This is a genomic window from Micromonospora sp. DT233 (assembly GCF_049841815.1).
Lineage (GTDB): Bacteria > Actinomycetota > Actinomycetes > Mycobacteriales > Micromonosporaceae > Micromonospora.
Genome location: NZ_JBNCLB010000014.1, coordinates 133226 through 148092, shown reverse-complemented (window position 1 = coordinate 148092; position 14867 = coordinate 133226). Strand labels below are relative to the sequence as shown.

The window sequence follows — 14867 nt, the reverse complement described above, 5'->3', positions numbered from 1 at the left end:
TGTTCACCGACCCGTCCCGTGTCGTCCTGGCCGTCTCGTCTCACCCCGGCCGTTGCGTCCCGTCCCGCTCGTCCTGGCCGGGTCGTGGTCGCCGTCTCCCGTCGTCCTCGTATTCGCCGTCCCCGGCCGCCGTCGCCGTGGCGTCGCGGGCGGACGCTGCCGCTCTCGACGGCCTCGTCCCGGGTAGTTGCCGGTCCGGGCGGGTAACCGTGGGCCGGACGTCGTCAGTGAACGCCCAGAGCCACCGCACGTGGGGGTGCAGCGCAGATGGGCATTGGTAGTGGAATCTTCCTGATCGTCATCGGCTCGATCCTGACCTTCGCCATCCGGGCCAACGTCTGGTGGGTGGACCTGCGGGCGGTCGGCTGGGTGTTCATCCTGGCGGGCCTCGCCGTGCTGCTCACCACGCTCTGGTTCTGGCAGGACCGGCGCAAGCGGGCGCGCACCCTGATCGTGGAGGAGAACCGGCTGTCGCATCCGACCGCGATGATGCCGCCTCCGCCCGACCCGCCGCCGCCCACCGCACCGCCGTCCTGATCGAACCCGTACGTAGGGGCCTCCGGTCGCACCGGGGCCCCTGCGTACGCGTCCGACCGCCCTCCGCCGCCAGGCCGAGGGCGGTTCGCCGCTGCGTCAGCCCCGGGCACCGCCTGGCGGGCTCGGCCTCGGTCTGCCGGGCGGCTCAGGCTCGGGCGGTGTGCCGGGCGGTGACGTCGGCCTGCCGAAGCTCGGCCCACGGCAGGCGGGCGCGGTGCACGACCAGGCCGGTGGTGCGTAGCCCCTGCTGGTCGGCCCCCTGCGGGTCGAGCAGCGCCGAGAGCAGCGAGATGCCCGGGTTGTGGGCGACCAGCAGTACCGTCACCGCTTCCGGCGGGACCGACCGCACCAGCCCCAGCAGCCCTTTCGGCGTGGCCTCGTACGCGCCCGGCTCGTAACGCACCACCGGGCCGGCGGCGCTGGCCCGCTCCCCCGGTCCCGACCCGGCGGTGCCGGCGTGCTCGGCCGGGTTCGGAGCGGCGGTGCCGGCGTGCTCGGCCGGGTTCGGACCGGCGGTGCCGGTCGGTGCTGGGAGGCCGGTGCGCTCCGAGGGGTTGCTCAGGGCACGCTCCGAAGGGCCGCTCAGGGCGGTCGCGACGGCGAGCCAGGTCTGTCGGGTCCGCCGCGCCGTCGAGCAGAGCACCACGTCGGGCCGCAGGCCGTGCCGGGCCAACCAGGCACCGGCGGCGGCCGCGTCGGCGTGTCCACGGGCGGTCGGTCGCCGGTCGGCGTCTGGGCCGTCGTCCGGCGGTTCGGCCTTGGCGTGCCGTAACAGGACCAGCGTCCGTTCCGTGCCCAACGCATCCGTCATGGACCGAGCTTGCCTGATTGACGATCTAACCGCCTGGGTATGTCGATGTGTGCCGCAACCTCATCCATGGCCGCGGCGGGTAGAGCGCCAGCTAGTAGCCAAGGAGGCGACGAAATGGGCATCGGTGCCAGCATCTTCCTCATCGCGCTGGGCGCGATCTTCGCGTTCGCCATCGAGGCCGACACGGGGTGGTTGAACATCAGCGTCGTCGGCCTGGTGCTGATGCTCGCGGGGATCGTCAGCCTGCTCACCACCCTCTACTTCTGGAACCGGGGCCGCCGCACCGTGGTCGCCGCCCCGGTGCAGGGCAACCGCGTCGTGGCCGACCGGGTCGTGCCGGTGCAGGGCGATCCGGTCGTGCAGGAGTACCGCGAGGTGCGCCGCCCGGGCGGGACGGTCTGACCCGGCGAGCGAGCAGTAAAAGTCCGGCCCGGCACTCGGGCGGGACGCAGCGACTTTCGGGGGGCCCGCAGCGGCGCGGGCCCCCCGAAACATGTCGGCCCCGCCGTGGGCCGTACCGCTTGCCGGCCCTATGGAGCTGATGTCGTAGACGACTCAGCCGGGGCGATGTCGTAAACGACTCAGCTCCATAGCCTCCCGAGCAGGAGGTGCCGCCCCTGGTTCGTAGCGTCCCGAGCAGGAGGCGCCGACTCCTGTTCGCAGCGTCCCGAACAGGAGGGCCTGCCTCCGGTGCGGGCGGCCGGATTGCCCTTCCGCCGGTCGACAGGCGCGCGGGGTCAGGCGAACAGCGCGAAGTAGATCGCGATGTGGTGACAGGCGGCGGCCAGCAGGGTGCAGGCGTGGAAGAACTCGTGGTGGCCGAAGACCGTGGGCCACGGGTTGGGCCGGCGCAGCGCGTAGAAGATCGCGCCGACGCTGTAGATCGCGCCGCCGACGGCCAGCAGCACCAGCGCGGTGGTCCCACCCTCGTGCAGGATCTGCGGCAGCATCGCCACCGCCACCCAACCGAGCGCCAGGTAGAGCGGGGCGGAGACCCAGCGCGGAGCATGCGGCCAGATCAGTTTCACCGCCACGCCACCCAGCGCGCCGCCCCAGACCAGGGTCAGCATGACCGTCGCATGCTGGACACCCAGCAGCAGGACGCAGAACGGTGTGTAGGTGCCGGCGATGAACATGAAGATCATCGAGTGGTCCATCCGGCGCATGATCTGGTAGCCGCGCTCGGACCAGACCCGACGGTGGTAGAGCGCGCTGGTGCCGAAGAGCCCGCACACGGTCACGCTGTAGATCAGGCAACTCACCAGGGGCGCCCAGCCGGGCCGGCTGGCCGCGACGGCGCAGAGCACGACGCCACAGACCAGCGCGACGAAGAACGCGTAGGCATGTAGCCAGCCCCGCATCCGGGGCTTACCGATGTCGACCGGCTTGAGTCGAAGCGGTGCGGAGGTCGTCACGCCATAAGGTTACGGCACCGTAGGTTACTTTGAAGTAGAGACGATCTCGCGTGTCCCGCGAATTCGCCGCCACGCCCGCGCCGCCGCCCCCGCGCCGCCGCCGCCGCACCGCCGGCCGGCGAATCGGGAATCATGGCGGGATGCGGATTCGGCCCGTCGGCGCCCACGCCCTGCTGCTCGACTGCGACGACCCCGAGCAGGTGGAGGGCTGGCGTGCCGAGCTGTGGCACCGCCGGGCGGCCGGCGAACTGACCGCCGTGGAGATCGTCCCCGCCGCCCGCACGGTGCTGCTCGACGGGGTGCCCGACCCCGAACGGGCCGCCGCGCTCGTCGCCGGCTGGACGCCCCGCACCCCCGACCGGGCCGCGCCCGCCGCCGAGGTCGAGGTCCCTGTCGCGTACGACGGGGCGGACCTGGGCACCGTCGCCGAGCACTGGCAGGTGGCCGTCCCCGAGGTGGTCGACCGGCTCACCGGAACCGAGTTCCGGGTCGCCTTCTGCGGCTTCGCGCCCGGATTCGCGTACCTGACCGGGCTGCCGGCGCGGTGGGCGGTGCCCCGGCTGGCCACGCCCCGACCCCGGGTGCCGGCCGGCTCGGTCGCCCTCGCCGGCCCGTACGCCGGGATCTATCCCTCGGCGTCGCCCGGCGGCTGGCTGCTGGTCGGGCGCACCGAGCTGGCCCTGTTCGACGTGCACGCCGACCCGCCGGCCCGGCTCACCCCCGGCACCCGGGTCCGGCTGGCGGCGGCGTGACCGGGGGCATGGCACTGGCCGGGGGCGGCGTGACCGGGGGCATCGCACCGGCCGGGGGCGGCGTGCTGCGGGTGCTTCGGGCCGGGGCGCTCAGCACCGTGCAGGACCAGGGCCGGCCCGGCTGGGCGCACCTGGGCGTACCCCGGTCGGGGGCGCTCGACCCGGCGGCGCTGCGACTGGCCAACCGCCTGGTCGGCAACCCGGAGACCGCCGCCGGGCTGGAGGTCACCGTGACCGGCTGCGCGCTGCGGCTCAGCCGCGCCGGCACCGTCGCGATCACCGGCGCGGACGCCGACGTCCGGGTCGGCGACCGGCCCGGCGACGTCGGTCGGCCGCTGGCCGTGCCCGCCGGGGCGGTCGTCAGTCTCGGGCCGCCCCGGGCCGGGCTGCGCAACTGGCTCGCCGTGGCCGGCGGGATCGCCGTCGCGCCGGTGCTGGGCAGCCGCAGCACCGACACCCTCTCCGGGCTCGGGCCGCCCCCGCTGCGCGACGGCGACAGCCTGCCGCTCGGCGACCCGACCGGCGACCCCGCCCCCGTCGACTTCACCATCGGGCCGCCGGCCCCGACCGAGCTGCGGCTGCGGCTGCGCCCCGGCCCCCGCGACGACTGGTTCACCCCGGCCGCGCTCGGCCTGCTCCTCGGCACGGCGTACACGGTCAGTGCCGTGGGCGACCGGGTGGGCGCGCGACTGATCGGCGCGGCCCTGCCCCGCGCGGTCGCCGGTGAGCTACCCAGCGAGGGCGTGGTGCTCGGCGCGGTCCAGGTGCCCGCCGACGGCCAACCGCTGATCTTCCTGGCCGACCATCCCACCACCGGCGGGTACCCCGTCGTCGGGGTGGTGGACGACGTGACCGGGCTCGCGCAGGCCCGCCCAGGCACTACGGTCAGATTCCATGGACCTCAACGCTGACCTCGGCGAGGGATTCGGCATCTGGCGACTCGGCGACGACGACGCGCTGCTGGACCTGATCACCTCGGCCAACGTCGCCTGCGGCTTCCACGGCGGCGACCCGTCCACCATGCGCCGGGTCTGCACCGCCGCCGTCGAGCGCGGGGTGGCCGTCGGCGCCCAGGTCGGCTACCGCGACCTCGCCGGCTTCGGCCGCCGGCACATCGCGTACGGCTACGCCGAGCTACGCGACGAGACCGTCTACCAGCTCGGCGCGCTCGACGCGTTCTGCCGCCCGCTGCGCACCCGGGTGCGCTACCTCAAGCCGCACGGCGCGCTCTACCACGCGGCGGCGGCCGACGAGTCGCAGGCCGCCGCGCTGGTCGCCGCCGTCAAGGACTTCGACGACGAGTTGCCGCTGCTCTGCGCGCCCGGCTCGGTGCTCGCCCAGCTCGCCACCGGCGCGGGCCTGCGGGTCGTCGCCGAGGGCTTCGCCGACCGGGGTTACCTGCCCACCGGCGCGCTGGTGCCCCGCACGGCCGACGGCGCGCTCGTCACCGACCCGGAGCAGGTGGCCGCCCGCGCCGTCCGGATGGCCACCGAGCGGACCGTGGTCGCCGTCGACGGCACCGTCGTGCCCTGCCCGGTCGACTCGATCTGCCTGCACGGCGACACCCCCGGCGCGGCGGCGTCCGCCGCCCTGGTGCGGGCCGCGCTCACCGAGGCCGGGGTCACCCTGACCCCGTTCGCGTGACACGGACCTTGGACGCTTCGCGTCGCCGCTGAACACGAGACGTCCAAGGTCCGCCGGGCGTTCGGCCTTTAGGCGTCCAGGCCGCGCAGGATCAGCGGCAGCCGGGCGGCCCCGCCGTCGACCACCCGCACCGGCACCCCCCAGTCCTGCCGGGTCAGGTGGCAGGCCGCGTGCTCCACGTCGGCGTCGCAGGTGGCCGCCTGGGCGGTCACCTGGAGCACCCCGCCGGGCACCGAACCGTCGACCACCAGCCGGCGGGACAGCTCCGTGCCAGTGCCCGCCCCGTCAAGCAGCAGCTCCGGCGGGGACGCCGACACCACCAGCCGGGTCGACGGCCCGTACGTCTCGTCCAGCTTCTGCCCCGGCGCCGGCGTGAAGACGACGTCCAAAGTCACCTCGCCCGCCGCCACCTCCGTCGGCTTGCGCTCGGTGCGGTGCCGGGGGCCGTCGACGGTGCTCGCCCCGGCGGCCGAGAGCGCGCCCGGGGCCAGCCGGGTCAGCCGGTGCGCCGCCGACTCCACCACCAGCACCCCGCCGTCGGCGGTCAGCACCAGGTCGCTCGGCTCGGCCAGCCCGTCGGCGACCGTGCCGACCTGCCCCGTCTCGGGGTCGAAGCGGCGCACCGCCCCGTTGTACGTGTCGGCGACCAGCACCGAGCCGTCGGGCAGCGCGCAGACGCCCAGCGGGTGCTGCAACAACGCCCGCTCGGCCGGCCCGTCGACGTGCCCGAAGTCGAACAGCCCCTGCCCGACGGCGGTGCCCAGGACGCCGTTCTCGACGTACCGCAGGGCGCTGGTCTCGCTGTCGGCCACCCAGAGCCGGGCCCCGTCGGCCGAGACGGCCAGCCCGGACGGCTGGGCCAGCCACGCCTCGGCCAGCGGGCCGTCGCGCAGCGCCTCGACGGTGGTGCCGGCGTACATGCCGGCGGTGCGGCGGATCGGGTCGAACCACCAGAGCTGGTGGATGCCGGCCATGGCGACGATCACCCGGTCGTCGTACCAGGCCAGGTCCCAGGGGGAGGAGAGGTCCACCGAGAGCGAGTCGTGGGCGTGGTCGTCGACCGTGGAACGCCACTGCCGGCCGGTGCCGGCCACGGTGACCACCTCGCCGCTGCCCAGCCGTACGCCGCGCAGCAGGTGGTTGACGGTGTCCGCGACGACCAGGTCGTACCCGGCGACCTCGGCCACGTGCTCCGGCAGCCGGCAGAGCCCCTGCGGCTCGGAGAACGCGGCGGCCTCCGGCGGGCCGTCCGCCCGCCCCCGCTCACCCGAGCCGATCCGGCGCAGCACCGTCTCGCCGTCGGCGGCCAACTCGACCAGCGAGTGCCGGGCCGAGTCGGAGACCAGCAGGTTCCCGCCGTCGAGGGGCACGGCCTTGCCGGGAAAGCGCAGGGTCGTCGCCGGCTCGGCCGGCGGCACGTACGGGCCGTCGCCCCGGTGCAGCGTGCCCTTCGCCTCGTGGGTGGCGATCAGCTCGTCGATCAGCCGCACCAGCCCTTCGGCGTGCCCCTCGCCGGCCATGGTCGCCACCACGTACCCCTCGGGGTCGATCACCGCCAGGGTCGGCCAGGCGCGGGCGGCGTACTGCTGCCACATGTCCAGCTCGGGATCGTCCAGCACGGGGTGGTGCACGCCGTACCGCTCGACGGCGGCGGCCAGGGCGGCCGGGTCCTTCTCGTGCTCGAACTTCGGGGAGTGGACGCCGACGACGACCAGCACGTCGGCGTACTTCTCCTCCAGCGGGCGCAGCTCGTCGAGCACGTGCAGGCAGTTCACGCAGCAGAAGGTCCAGAAGTCGAGGACGGTGACCCGACCTCGGAGGTCGGTCAGACGGATGGCCTTGCCGCCCGTGTTCAGCCAGGCTCGACCCCGCAACTCCGGGGCACGTACGCGCGCGTTCATGCCCCCCATCGTGCCCCATCGGAGGCGCCACCCACCGGGCCGATCGGGTCGCCCAGGCTCGACAGCAGCGCATCGGCCCGCTCCACCCCCGCTGCGGCGATCTCCATCAGGATGGTGCGGGCCAGTCCGGCCTCCGTCCTCGCTTCCCCCGCCCGCCCCAGCGCCGCCAGGGCCGTGGCCGAGCCGAGCCGGGCCTCGGCCTCCTCCAGCGGGTTGGTGATGTCGAGAGCCACCGCCAGCGCCCCCTCGTGCGCCTCGACCGCGAGCTCCGGCCGGCCGGCGACCAGCTCCAGCCGCCCCAGGGAGTTGCCCACCGCAGCCTGTCCCAACCGCTCGCCCAGCGACCGGTAGAGCACCTGCGCCTCGGCGAGTCGGGCGCGGGCGTCGGTCAGCCGGCCGCCGACGACCAGCAGATCGCCGTACTCCTTCAGCACGCAGGCCCGCCCGAGGTCCTCGCCGATGTCGCCGTAGAGCTCCAGGGACCGGAGGAAGGCGGACTCGGCTTCCTCGTGGTTGCCCAGCTCGCGCAGCGCGGCCCCCGAGTCGATGAGGGTCTCGGCCTCCAGGGACCGGTCGGCCAGCCTCCGCGCCTGCTTCTCGGCCTCGGCGAGGTGTTCCAGGGCGGTCTCGTGCCGGCCCATCAGCCGTAGGGCACCGCCCAGCTTCGCCGTCGCCTGCGCCACGGTCAGCGGAAGGCCGAGCTCGCGGCCCAGGTCCCGCGCCCGCTGCAGAGCATCGATCGCCTCGTCGTAGCGGTCCATGAAGTACCAGGCGTTGCCGAGGTTCCGCAGCGTGTTCGCCAGCCCGGGCTCGTTGCCGAGCCGCTCGTACCAGGCGCGTGCCTCGCAGAGCAGCTCCACCGACTCCTCGTACCGGTCGAGCAGGTAGTGCAACGTGCCAAGGTCGAGAAGGGCGTGGGCCACGTGGTGCTCGGCGCCGGCGGCGCGAGCGAGGTCAAGTGCGGCTTCGTAGTCCGCGCGGGCTGCTTCGTACCGGCCCAGCAGCAGGTGCACCGTGCCCCGCTCGAGGCGGCAGCCCACGTGCTCCGGCAGGGCCGCCAGGGTCGCGAGGGCGTCGTCGTAGTCGCCGTGGTTGCGCTGCGCCATCGCCAGCTCCAACCCTGCCCGCTCGGCGTACCACGGCTCGCCGAGCGTCCCGGCCGCCGCGATCGCCCGTTGCTGGAGCCGGATCACCAGGTCCCAAGGGCCGGTCACCCTCAGGTGCGGGGACATCCCCACGGTCATCCGGACCAGTCGGTCGGGTCGATCTTCGAGCACATCCAGGCACGCGATGACATTGGCGCGGTCGGCGGCCAGCCAGCCGACGGCCTGCCGCCGGTCCTGGAACTGCGGCATGGCCCCGGCGAAGACCGGCGCCCTCGGCGAGGCGTCCGGAGAAGGTTCCAGGTAACGGTTCGCGGCCGTCGACACCTCCTCGTAGTAGTCGAGCAGAGCGTCGAGTGCCCGGTCCCGCTCGTCCGCGGGGACGTCCTGGTGCAGGCCGTGCAGGTAGTCGCGGACCAGGTCGTGCATCTCGAAGCGGCCGAAGACGTACTCGTCCAGGAGGTTGTCGGTGAGCAGTTCCTCCAGGCGCTCCACGCCTTCGTCGAGGGGCACCCCGCAGAGCGCGGCGGCGGCGTAGCCGTCGACGTCGGTGCCGGGGTGCAGGCCCAGCGTCCGGAAGAACCGCCGCAGCGGCTCGTCCAACGCCTCGAACGACAGGCCGAGCGCCGCGGCGACCTCCTGGTTGCGCACCCGCAGCACGGATAATCGCTGCCGGCGCTCGCCGAGCCGCCGGGCCAGCTCCGCCGCGGTGAGCGCCTGTCGGTTACGCATCTGGGCACCGACGAGGTAGATGGCCATCGGCAGGTAGCTGCAGAGCCGGACGACCTCGTCGACCGGACTGTCGGCGGGAAGCTCGCGCCCGACGACCCGGCGGAACATCTCCTCGGCCTGCTCCGGGGGGAGGACGTCGAGGGAGATCGTGGTCGCGTCGAGCTGGATCAGCCGGCGGCGACTGGTGACCAGAACGAGCGTGTGCGGCCCACCCGGCAGCAGCGGCGTGACCTGACCGGCGTCGCTGGCGTTGTCCAGCACCAGCAGGGCCCGCTGACCCGCCATCCGGGCCCGCCACAGGGCGGCACGCTCATCGAGCGTCGCCGGGATCAGGGCGGCGGGCACCCCCACGGCTCTGAGCAGGACGTCGAGCGCCTCGCCGGCACTCAGCGGCGACCGGCCCAGGGTGAAGCCGTGCAAATCCAGGAAGAGCCGACTGTCCGGGAAGTGCCGGGACAACTCCTGGGCGGCGTGATTGACGAAGGCGGTCTTGCCGACCCCGGCCTTGCCGTCCACGGCGTGGACAGCGATCACGGTGCCGGTCGAGCGAGCCCTCTCCACCGCTGCCCGGACCCGATCGAACTCCGCCGCGCGGCCGACGAAGGTGGGGACGTCCCGGCGGAGCTGGTTTGCCGGCGGCGCAACGAATGGCGGCTCCCCGACGTCCTGAAGGGTGCGCAGCGCCGAGTGCAGCGCCATGATGTCGGCCCGCCGCTCCCGGCGCTCGGCGGCGGAATGGTCGCTGCGGGGCAGACAACTGTCGAGCCACGCCTCGATGACCCGTTCGTCGGGCGGGACCTTCCACTTTCCGTTCTCGATGTTCGACACCGTCGGCACGCTGTACCCGATGACCTGCGCGATTTCGTCCTGGCGTAGGCCGGCGTCGCGTCGCAGCCGGGCGAGGCGGCGTCCCAGTTCCTTGCGTTCCGGTGCGGCCATCGAGGCTCCTCGGTGTTCTCGCGCGAAACTTTACTGTCGTGCCACCGGGCAACCGGCCCGTGACCAGGCATTACCGGGCCCGGGTCCGGGCGCGTTTCAGACTCTGCCCCTCGGCTGCCGATACCGCCGCATCCTCTTGCTGACGCGACCGGACAAGGTATCAGCGAGGAGCGAACATGGACGGGTCTGCCGCGAAACCATCGGTGTTGTCGCTGAACTGCGAGTGGTCGAAGGCGAAGGGCGGAGTTTCGGCGTTCAACCAGGCGCTGGTCGCCGCGTTCGCCGAGGCCGGCTGTCCGACCGCCTGCCTGGTGAAGTCGCCGACGCGCGAGGACGTCGAGGAGGCGAGCCGGCTCGGGGTGACGCTCATCGCGGCGGAGCAGACCCCTGCGGGGCCCGCCATGATGCTCGACTCGGCGGCGCTCCAGGCGTTCCGGCCCCGGCTGGTGATCGGACACGACCGGTTCACCGGGCCGGCGGCCTGGGTGCACGTGCGCCGCTACCACCCGGACGCGATGCTGGCCCACATCGTGCACACCGCGCCGGTGGAGCTCGAGAGGTTCAAGGGCGCGGCCGACGCCACCGCCAAGGCGGAGGAGCGTGAACGGGTGACGCGGCAGATCGCGATCGACGCCGACATCGTCGCCGCCGTCGGCCCCCGGCTGCGGCGATACACGGAGGACCTGCTGGAGGACGGCGTGAGCCAGCGCTCCGTGCTCCAGCTCGATCCCGGCCTGGGCCCGGTCGACGACCGTCGGCGGCTGGCCCCGCCGAAGCGGCAGGTGCTGGTGCTGGGCCGTACCGACGACGTCGAGCTGAAGGGCCTCGACCTCGCGGCCCGCGCGGTGGCCGCCCTTCCGGCGCATCGCGGCCACCCGGTCGGCCTGCTCGTTCGCGGAGCACCCCCCGCCGACTGCGACTCCCTGCACCGCACCCTCGTGGGCCTGTCCGGGCTCGCCCGGGAACGCCTCGACGTGCGGGCCTTCACCGCCCAGCGCAACGAGCTTCGCCGGGACCTCGCGCGGGCGGCCGTCTGCGTGATGCCCTCGCGGGTCGAGGGCTTCGGTCTGGTCGCCCTCGACGCCATCGCTGCGGGTACGCCCCTGCTGGCCAGCGCCAAGAGTGGGGTCGCGGAACTGCTGCGGGACCGTCTCGGACGATTCGCCGACCCCATGATCATTGATGTCGAGGACGACCCCGAGGTGGACGTGCGGGCCTGGCGTACGGCCATCGACCGGATCGTGACCGACCCGGAGGCGGCGTTCCGGTACGCCGACGAGGTGCGGCTGCGACTCGCCGGCGAGCTGACCTGGCGGCACACGGCGGCGACCCTGCTGGAGGAGGCGTCCGCGCTGCCGTACCGCCGACGCGACGAGGTTCGACGCCTGCTGCGCGGTCTGTGAAGAGGCCCGGTGTGGCACGTGCGGGGGTAGTGCCCGGAAGAGCGCCTGTGCTAGTCATGCGAATAGCCCTGAGACGAGGATGGTGCGATGCCCAGAGGTCGGCGTGGCGTTCTCGATCTCGCACCCGGCCCGGCCACGGACTTGGTCGTTCTGTTCCGCAGGCTCGCCCGGGCCGGGACGCTCAACAACACCTCGATCGCCGCGAAGGCCGGGCTGTCCCGCAGTTACGTCGGTGAACTCTTCAACGGCCGCAAGTCCCCGTCCCCCAGCACCGCGGCCAGACTCGCCACCGTCATGGGCGCGACCGCCGCCGAGGCGGGCCGGGCCCGCAGGCTGGCCGAGCAACTACAGGAACTGCAGCGGTACGAGCGGGGTCGGGAGGCCCCGGCACCGGGGTCCGGGCCGGCTGCGGATCTGTGGGACATCTGCGTCGCCTTCGTCCTCGCGCTCGACGACGCCCACAACGGGCTGCGTGATTGCGCGCGGGGCCGCCACACCGGGGAACTGGGCGAGGCCACGCACCTCGCCGTGCACAACTCCGGCCTGTACGCGCAGCGCGAGCGCCTGCTGATCTCCGGCAGCCCGGCCCTGGTCGCGGCGGGGGAGACGGTCTTCCTGGCACTCATCGAGATCCGCAGAGCGGTCGGGCGGGGCGCCGGCCTCGACACTGCGCAGTACCACGGGGCGTACCACCCGTTCGCCGAGGCGATGTGGAGTTTTAGAGGCGCGGTACGCGCGGAGTTCGGGCAGGCCGCCCTGTCGCCGCAATTGCTCGAGCGCCCGGGCCGGTCCGATCGTGACCAATGCGAACGTTGCGGGTCCTGACGGTTTCGGGCGTGCCGTACGTGGTTCGCTGAGGTTCGCCCAGCGAACCGCGCCTTCCCCGCATTCTGCCAGCGTGCGGTCCATTCGCGACGGAATGTTCACCCGATGACGCTGTCGTTTGCCTCCGCGCCGGTCCCGGCCTTTGATGGCGGCACAACCGCAACCTGAGCAGAGACCAAAGGTCGATGACATCGGCGCGCGGTAACGGCCTGCTCTCCACCCAGGCCACGACTCGACCGGAGAGCGACCCTCGGAGGGATGCATGGAAACAGCCTCGATCATCATCGTGCTCATCTGGTTCAGCGGCTTTGTCATCGGAATGATCGCCGTCCGACACCGCGCCGGCGTCGGCCAGGGCCGAATCAAGATCCTCGGCCGTGACGGATTCGGCTTCCTCTGGTTCTGGCGGATGTACTTCGCGCTCATGTTCTGGCCGGTGACGCTGGTCATCTGGTTGGCGAACGGACGCCCGGAACCACGCATCGTCTTCAACGAGCGGGCCGAGGAGCGCCGACGGTCGATGCAGAGCAACTGACCCGATTTCTGGGTCATATCCCATTCGCGCCACAGGAGGTAGTCATGTCGTGTGCATGTGTCAAGGCGGGCAAGTCGAAGTGCGCGTGGTGCAAGGAGGCTGAGGCGCACAAGATCCCGACCTCGCGCCACAACTGCCAGTGGGGCCGCTGCTCCTGAAGTGGCAGTTCCCGCGCAGGCCGGAGGTTCGGCCTGCGCACCACCCGCACGACGAGGGCGGGTCCACGGTCGACCGTGGACCCGCCCTCGTCGGTTCGCTACTTACCGGACGGCTTCAGGCAGAGCACCTTGTTCTGCACGTCACCGGGCAGGGAGATGTACGGCTGCGCCGGATCGGCGCACTTCTCCTTCGTGGCGACCTTCGAGACCACGGTGAAGGAACCGGCCTCGCCGCAGGTCGCCGCCGCCGCGCTGTCACCCGACCGCTTCACGCAGGAGCCCACCGCCGGATCGAACGCCGGGGTCTCGTCCGCGCCGACCTTCCCGAGCAGCATGAGCAGGCCGAGCGGGACTGCGAGGATCAGCACGGCCGCCACCAGCACGGCGGCCAGCACCCGCCCGTTGCGCACCTTGGGTGCCGGCGGCTCGGGCTTCTTCTCCTCGGCAGCCTCCGGCTTGAACGAGTCGAACCGGCCCTGGTCCGGGCCCGCGTCCCACGAGGAGGCGGACTGCTGCCCCTGCGGGAAGGCCTGATCGTCGAACGGGTTCGGTCCGTGGCCCTGCGCACCGACGCCACCGCCGGGGGCCGCCGGGCCGCCGAACTGGTCGCCGGGGCGGTCGGCATCGTGCGGCCGGACCCCGTTCACCGGGCGGTTGCTGGCCGGCGGATCCGTGAAGGACGGCATGCCGGGCGGGAACGCCGGCGGGAAGGCCGGCGGTGCCGAGACGGACGCCCCGGCGGCCGGGCCGTCGCCGTACCCGTGCTGCTGGGCGGGAGGGCCGAAGCCCTGCGGCCCCTGGTCGCCGAAGCCCTGCGGCGACCCGGGCTCACCGAACTGGTTCTGTGGGCCGCGCTCGCCGAACGGCCCCTGCGGACCCGGCTCGCCGAAGTGCCCCTGGGACCCGCGCTGGTCGAACTGGCCCTGCGACCCGCGCTCGTCGAACTGGCCCTGCGGGCCCGGCTGGTCGAAGTGGCCCTGCGGGCCGGGCTGGTCGAACTGGCCCTGCGGGCCGGGCTGGTCGAACTGGCCCTGGGGCCCGCGCTCGCCGAACTGGTTCGGCCGACCGGGGCCGTCGAAGTGGCCCTGGGGCTCGCGTTCGCCGAAGTGGCCCTGCGGGCCGGGATCGCCGAAGCGGGGCGGCGGGTTCTGGTCGGGGTGCAGGCCGTGCTCCTGCGCCGGCTCCGGCTCGTCGGCCGGCTCGGGGCGGGCGGGCCGGCCGTACACGCGGGGCTGCGGGGCGGGCGTGCCACCGGGCAGCAGGTCCTGGTCGGCGGGGGGCGTCACCCGGCTGTTCGTCGGGACGGAGGCGCTCGCCGACACGCCGGCCGCGGCCTCGCCGGCCGGTGGCAGGGCCACTGCGGAGCGAGCGGACGGGCCGCCCTCCGACGAGACCCGGGGGGAGGGAACGAGCGGAGCGGCCGGCGACTGCGGCTCCTCCGCGCGACCCCACCCGTTGTCGACACCCGCCGGCTCCCGCTCGTACGCGGGGGCCCCGCCCTCACGCCCGGCCGGCTCGACGGCCGACGCGGCGAACTGGGCCGGTGCCCCGAAGTCGCCCGGCCCGGAGGCGGCCAGGCTGGCACCGGGAACCCGGTGCTCCTGCGGCGGCAGCGGGACGGCGTTGGCCGGCGAGATCCCCGGCCCGGGGGTCGGGGAGTACAGCGGCCGGTCCTCGGATCGCTCGGGCTCCCAGGCGTTGCCGGCCGACGGGGCGTCGGCGGATCCCGCCTCGGCGGATCGTCCCCACGCCTCGCCCGGCGCCCACGGCTCGACCGCCGGCACGGCGGGCAGCTCCGGCACGGCGGGCTGCGCGGGGCGGTCGGCCCCGGGCCACTGCTGCTGGCTCTCCGCCGGGGTGCCCCACGGGTTCGGCCCGTCGGCGGTGGTGGCCCGCGCCGGCGGGACCGAGGTCGGCTCCGCCGCAGCCCAGTCCGGGACGGCCGCACGGTCCTGCTGCTGCGCGGGCGCCGCGCCCCAGGCGCCGGGCTGGTCCGGCCCGGCGCCGCCACCCCAGGCGTTCTGTCGGGGCTGGTCGTCGGGCTGGCCGTCGTTGGCGTTCCAGCCGGCGGAGCGGTGGGGGTCGTCGTGCTGCTGGTCGGTGGCGTTCCAG

General features: G+C 73.8%; 13 protein-coding genes. 8 read left to right on the top strand and 5 right to left on the bottom strand.

Annotated elements, in window-relative coordinates:
* Positions 1 to 267 precede the first annotated feature (267 nt).
* On the top strand, positions 268 to 537 hold the full coding sequence (locus ACLQ2V_RS23830; RefSeq protein WP_425720781.1) for a DUF6458 family protein: 270 nt from the start codon (positions 268 to 270) through the stop codon (positions 535 to 537).
* Positions 538 to 682: 145 nt separating this feature from the next.
* Here ACLQ2V_RS23830 and ACLQ2V_RS23825 read toward each other — a convergent pair whose 3' ends face one another.
* On the bottom strand, positions 683 to 1348 hold the full coding sequence (locus tag ACLQ2V_RS23825) for a SixA phosphatase family protein (RefSeq protein WP_425720780.1): 666 nt from the start codon (positions 1346 to 1348) through the stop codon (positions 683 to 685).
* Between the two features lie 114 nt (positions 1349 to 1462).
* Here ACLQ2V_RS23825 and ACLQ2V_RS23820 point away from each other — a divergent pair, with 114 nt between their 5' ends.
* The gene (locus ACLQ2V_RS23820; RefSeq protein WP_425720779.1) at positions 1463 to 1750 is read left to right on the top strand and encodes a DUF6458 family protein; all 288 of its coding nucleotides are present in this window, start codon (positions 1463 to 1465) and stop codon (positions 1748 to 1750) included.
* Between the two features lie 335 nt (positions 1751 to 2085).
* Here the strand turns inward: ACLQ2V_RS23820 and trhA are convergent, their stop codons facing one another.
* Positions 2086 to 2763 carry a PAQR family membrane homeostasis protein TrhA gene (gene trhA, locus ACLQ2V_RS23815; RefSeq protein WP_425720778.1) on the bottom strand — a complete coding sequence of 226 codons (678 nt, stop codon included), beginning with the start codon at positions 2761 to 2763 and terminating at the stop codon, positions 2086 to 2088.
* Between the two features lie 140 nt (positions 2764 to 2903).
* On the opposite strand from trhA, the gene ACLQ2V_RS23810 reads away from it, so the two are divergent.
* From ACLQ2V_RS23810 to ACLQ2V_RS23800, 3 genes are read left to right on the top strand one after another with little or no spacing between them, the layout of a single operon-like run.
* The gene (locus tag ACLQ2V_RS23810) at positions 2904 to 3515 is read left to right on the top strand and encodes a 5-oxoprolinase subunit B family protein (protein ID WP_425720777.1); all 612 of its coding nucleotides are present in this window, start codon (positions 2904 to 2906) and stop codon (positions 3513 to 3515) included.
* Between the two features lie 8 nt (positions 3516 to 3523).
* Positions 3524 to 4426, top strand: a complete 903-nt coding sequence (locus tag ACLQ2V_RS23805) for a biotin-dependent carboxyltransferase family protein (RefSeq protein ID WP_425720811.1) — start codon at positions 3524 to 3526, stop codon at positions 4424 to 4426.
* A complete protein-coding gene (locus tag ACLQ2V_RS23800; RefSeq protein ID WP_425720776.1) occupies positions 4410 to 5159 on the top strand; it encodes a LamB/YcsF family protein in 750 nt (249 codons plus the stop codon). Before ACLQ2V_RS23805 ends, ACLQ2V_RS23800 begins: the two co-directional genes overlap by 17 nt.
* 68 nt (positions 5160 to 5227) lie before the next feature.
* Here ACLQ2V_RS23800 and ACLQ2V_RS23795 read toward each other — a convergent pair whose 3' ends face one another.
* Both ACLQ2V_RS23795 and ACLQ2V_RS23790 read right to left on the bottom strand, forming a co-directional pair.
* Positions 5228 to 7060 (bottom strand): NHL domain-containing thioredoxin family protein, encoded by a 1833-nt coding sequence (locus tag ACLQ2V_RS23795; RefSeq protein WP_425720775.1) that lies wholly within the window; start codon positions 7058 to 7060, stop codon positions 5228 to 5230.
* Positions 7057 to 9834 carry a tetratricopeptide repeat protein gene (locus ACLQ2V_RS23790; RefSeq protein ID WP_425720774.1) on the bottom strand — a complete coding sequence of 926 codons (2778 nt, stop codon included), beginning with the start codon at positions 9832 to 9834 and terminating at the stop codon, positions 7057 to 7059. The genes ACLQ2V_RS23795 and ACLQ2V_RS23790 overlap by 4 nt, the downstream gene beginning before the upstream one ends.
* 176 nt (positions 9835 to 10010) lie before the next feature.
* Here ACLQ2V_RS23790 and ACLQ2V_RS23785 point away from each other — a divergent pair, with 176 nt between their 5' ends.
* From ACLQ2V_RS23785 to ACLQ2V_RS23775, 3 genes are all read left to right on the top strand, one after another.
* Positions 10011 to 11237, top strand: coding sequence for a glycosyltransferase family 4 protein (locus tag ACLQ2V_RS23785; protein WP_425720773.1), 1227 nt, complete (start codon positions 10011 to 10013; stop codon positions 11235 to 11237).
* Positions 11238 to 11324: 87 nt separating this feature from the next.
* Positions 11325 to 12062, top strand: a complete 738-nt coding sequence (locus tag ACLQ2V_RS23780) for a helix-turn-helix domain-containing protein (protein ID WP_425720772.1) — start codon at positions 11325 to 11327, stop codon at positions 12060 to 12062.
* 262 nt (positions 12063 to 12324) lie between these two features.
* A complete protein-coding gene (locus ACLQ2V_RS23775; RefSeq protein ID WP_425720771.1) occupies positions 12325 to 12597 on the top strand; it encodes a hypothetical protein in 273 nt (90 codons plus the stop codon).
* Positions 12598 to 12853: 256 nt separating this feature from the next.
* Here ACLQ2V_RS23775 and ACLQ2V_RS23770 read toward each other — a convergent pair.
* Positions 12854 to 14867: hypothetical protein (locus ACLQ2V_RS23770; RefSeq protein WP_425720770.1), on the bottom strand; the 2014-nt coding region annotated here is incomplete at its 5' end.

Bases quoted from the DNA above. Each gene is read 5' to 3' on its own strand.
- ACLQ2V_RS23790 (WP_425720774.1), bottom strand. From the start codon at position 9,834: ATGGCCGCACCGGAACGCAAGGAACTGGGACGCCGCCTCGCCCGGCTG.
- ACLQ2V_RS23830 (WP_425720781.1), top strand. From the start codon at position 268: ATGGGCATTGGTAGTGGAATCTTCCTGATCGTCATCGGCTCGATCCTG.
- ACLQ2V_RS23800 (WP_425720776.1), top strand. From the start codon at position 4,410: ATGGACCTCAACGCTGACCTCGGCGAGGGATTCGGCATCTGGCGACTC.
- ACLQ2V_RS23825 (WP_425720780.1), bottom strand. From the start codon at position 1,348: ATGACGGATGCGTTGGGCACGGAACGGACGCTGGTCCTGTTACGGCAC.
- ACLQ2V_RS23785 (WP_425720773.1), top strand. From the start codon at position 10,011: ATGGACGGGTCTGCCGCGAAACCATCGGTGTTGTCGCTGAACTGCGAG.
- ACLQ2V_RS23775 (WP_425720771.1), top strand. From the start codon at position 12,325: ATGGAAACAGCCTCGATCATCATCGTGCTCATCTGGTTCAGCGGCTTT.
- ACLQ2V_RS23810 (WP_425720777.1), top strand. From the start codon at position 2,904: ATGCGGATTCGGCCCGTCGGCGCCCACGCCCTGCTGCTCGACTGCGAC.
- ACLQ2V_RS23780 (WP_425720772.1), top strand. From the start codon at position 11,325: ATGCCCAGAGGTCGGCGTGGCGTTCTCGATCTCGCACCCGGCCCGGCC.
- ACLQ2V_RS23820 (WP_425720779.1), top strand. From the start codon at position 1,463: ATGGGCATCGGTGCCAGCATCTTCCTCATCGCGCTGGGCGCGATCTTC.
- ACLQ2V_RS23805 (WP_425720811.1), top strand. From the start codon at position 3,524: ATGGCACTGGCCGGGGGCGGCGTGACCGGGGGCATCGCACCGGCCGGG.
- ACLQ2V_RS23795 (WP_425720775.1), bottom strand. From the start codon at position 7,060: ATGAACGCGCGCGTACGTGCCCCGGAGTTGCGGGGTCGAGCCTGGCTG.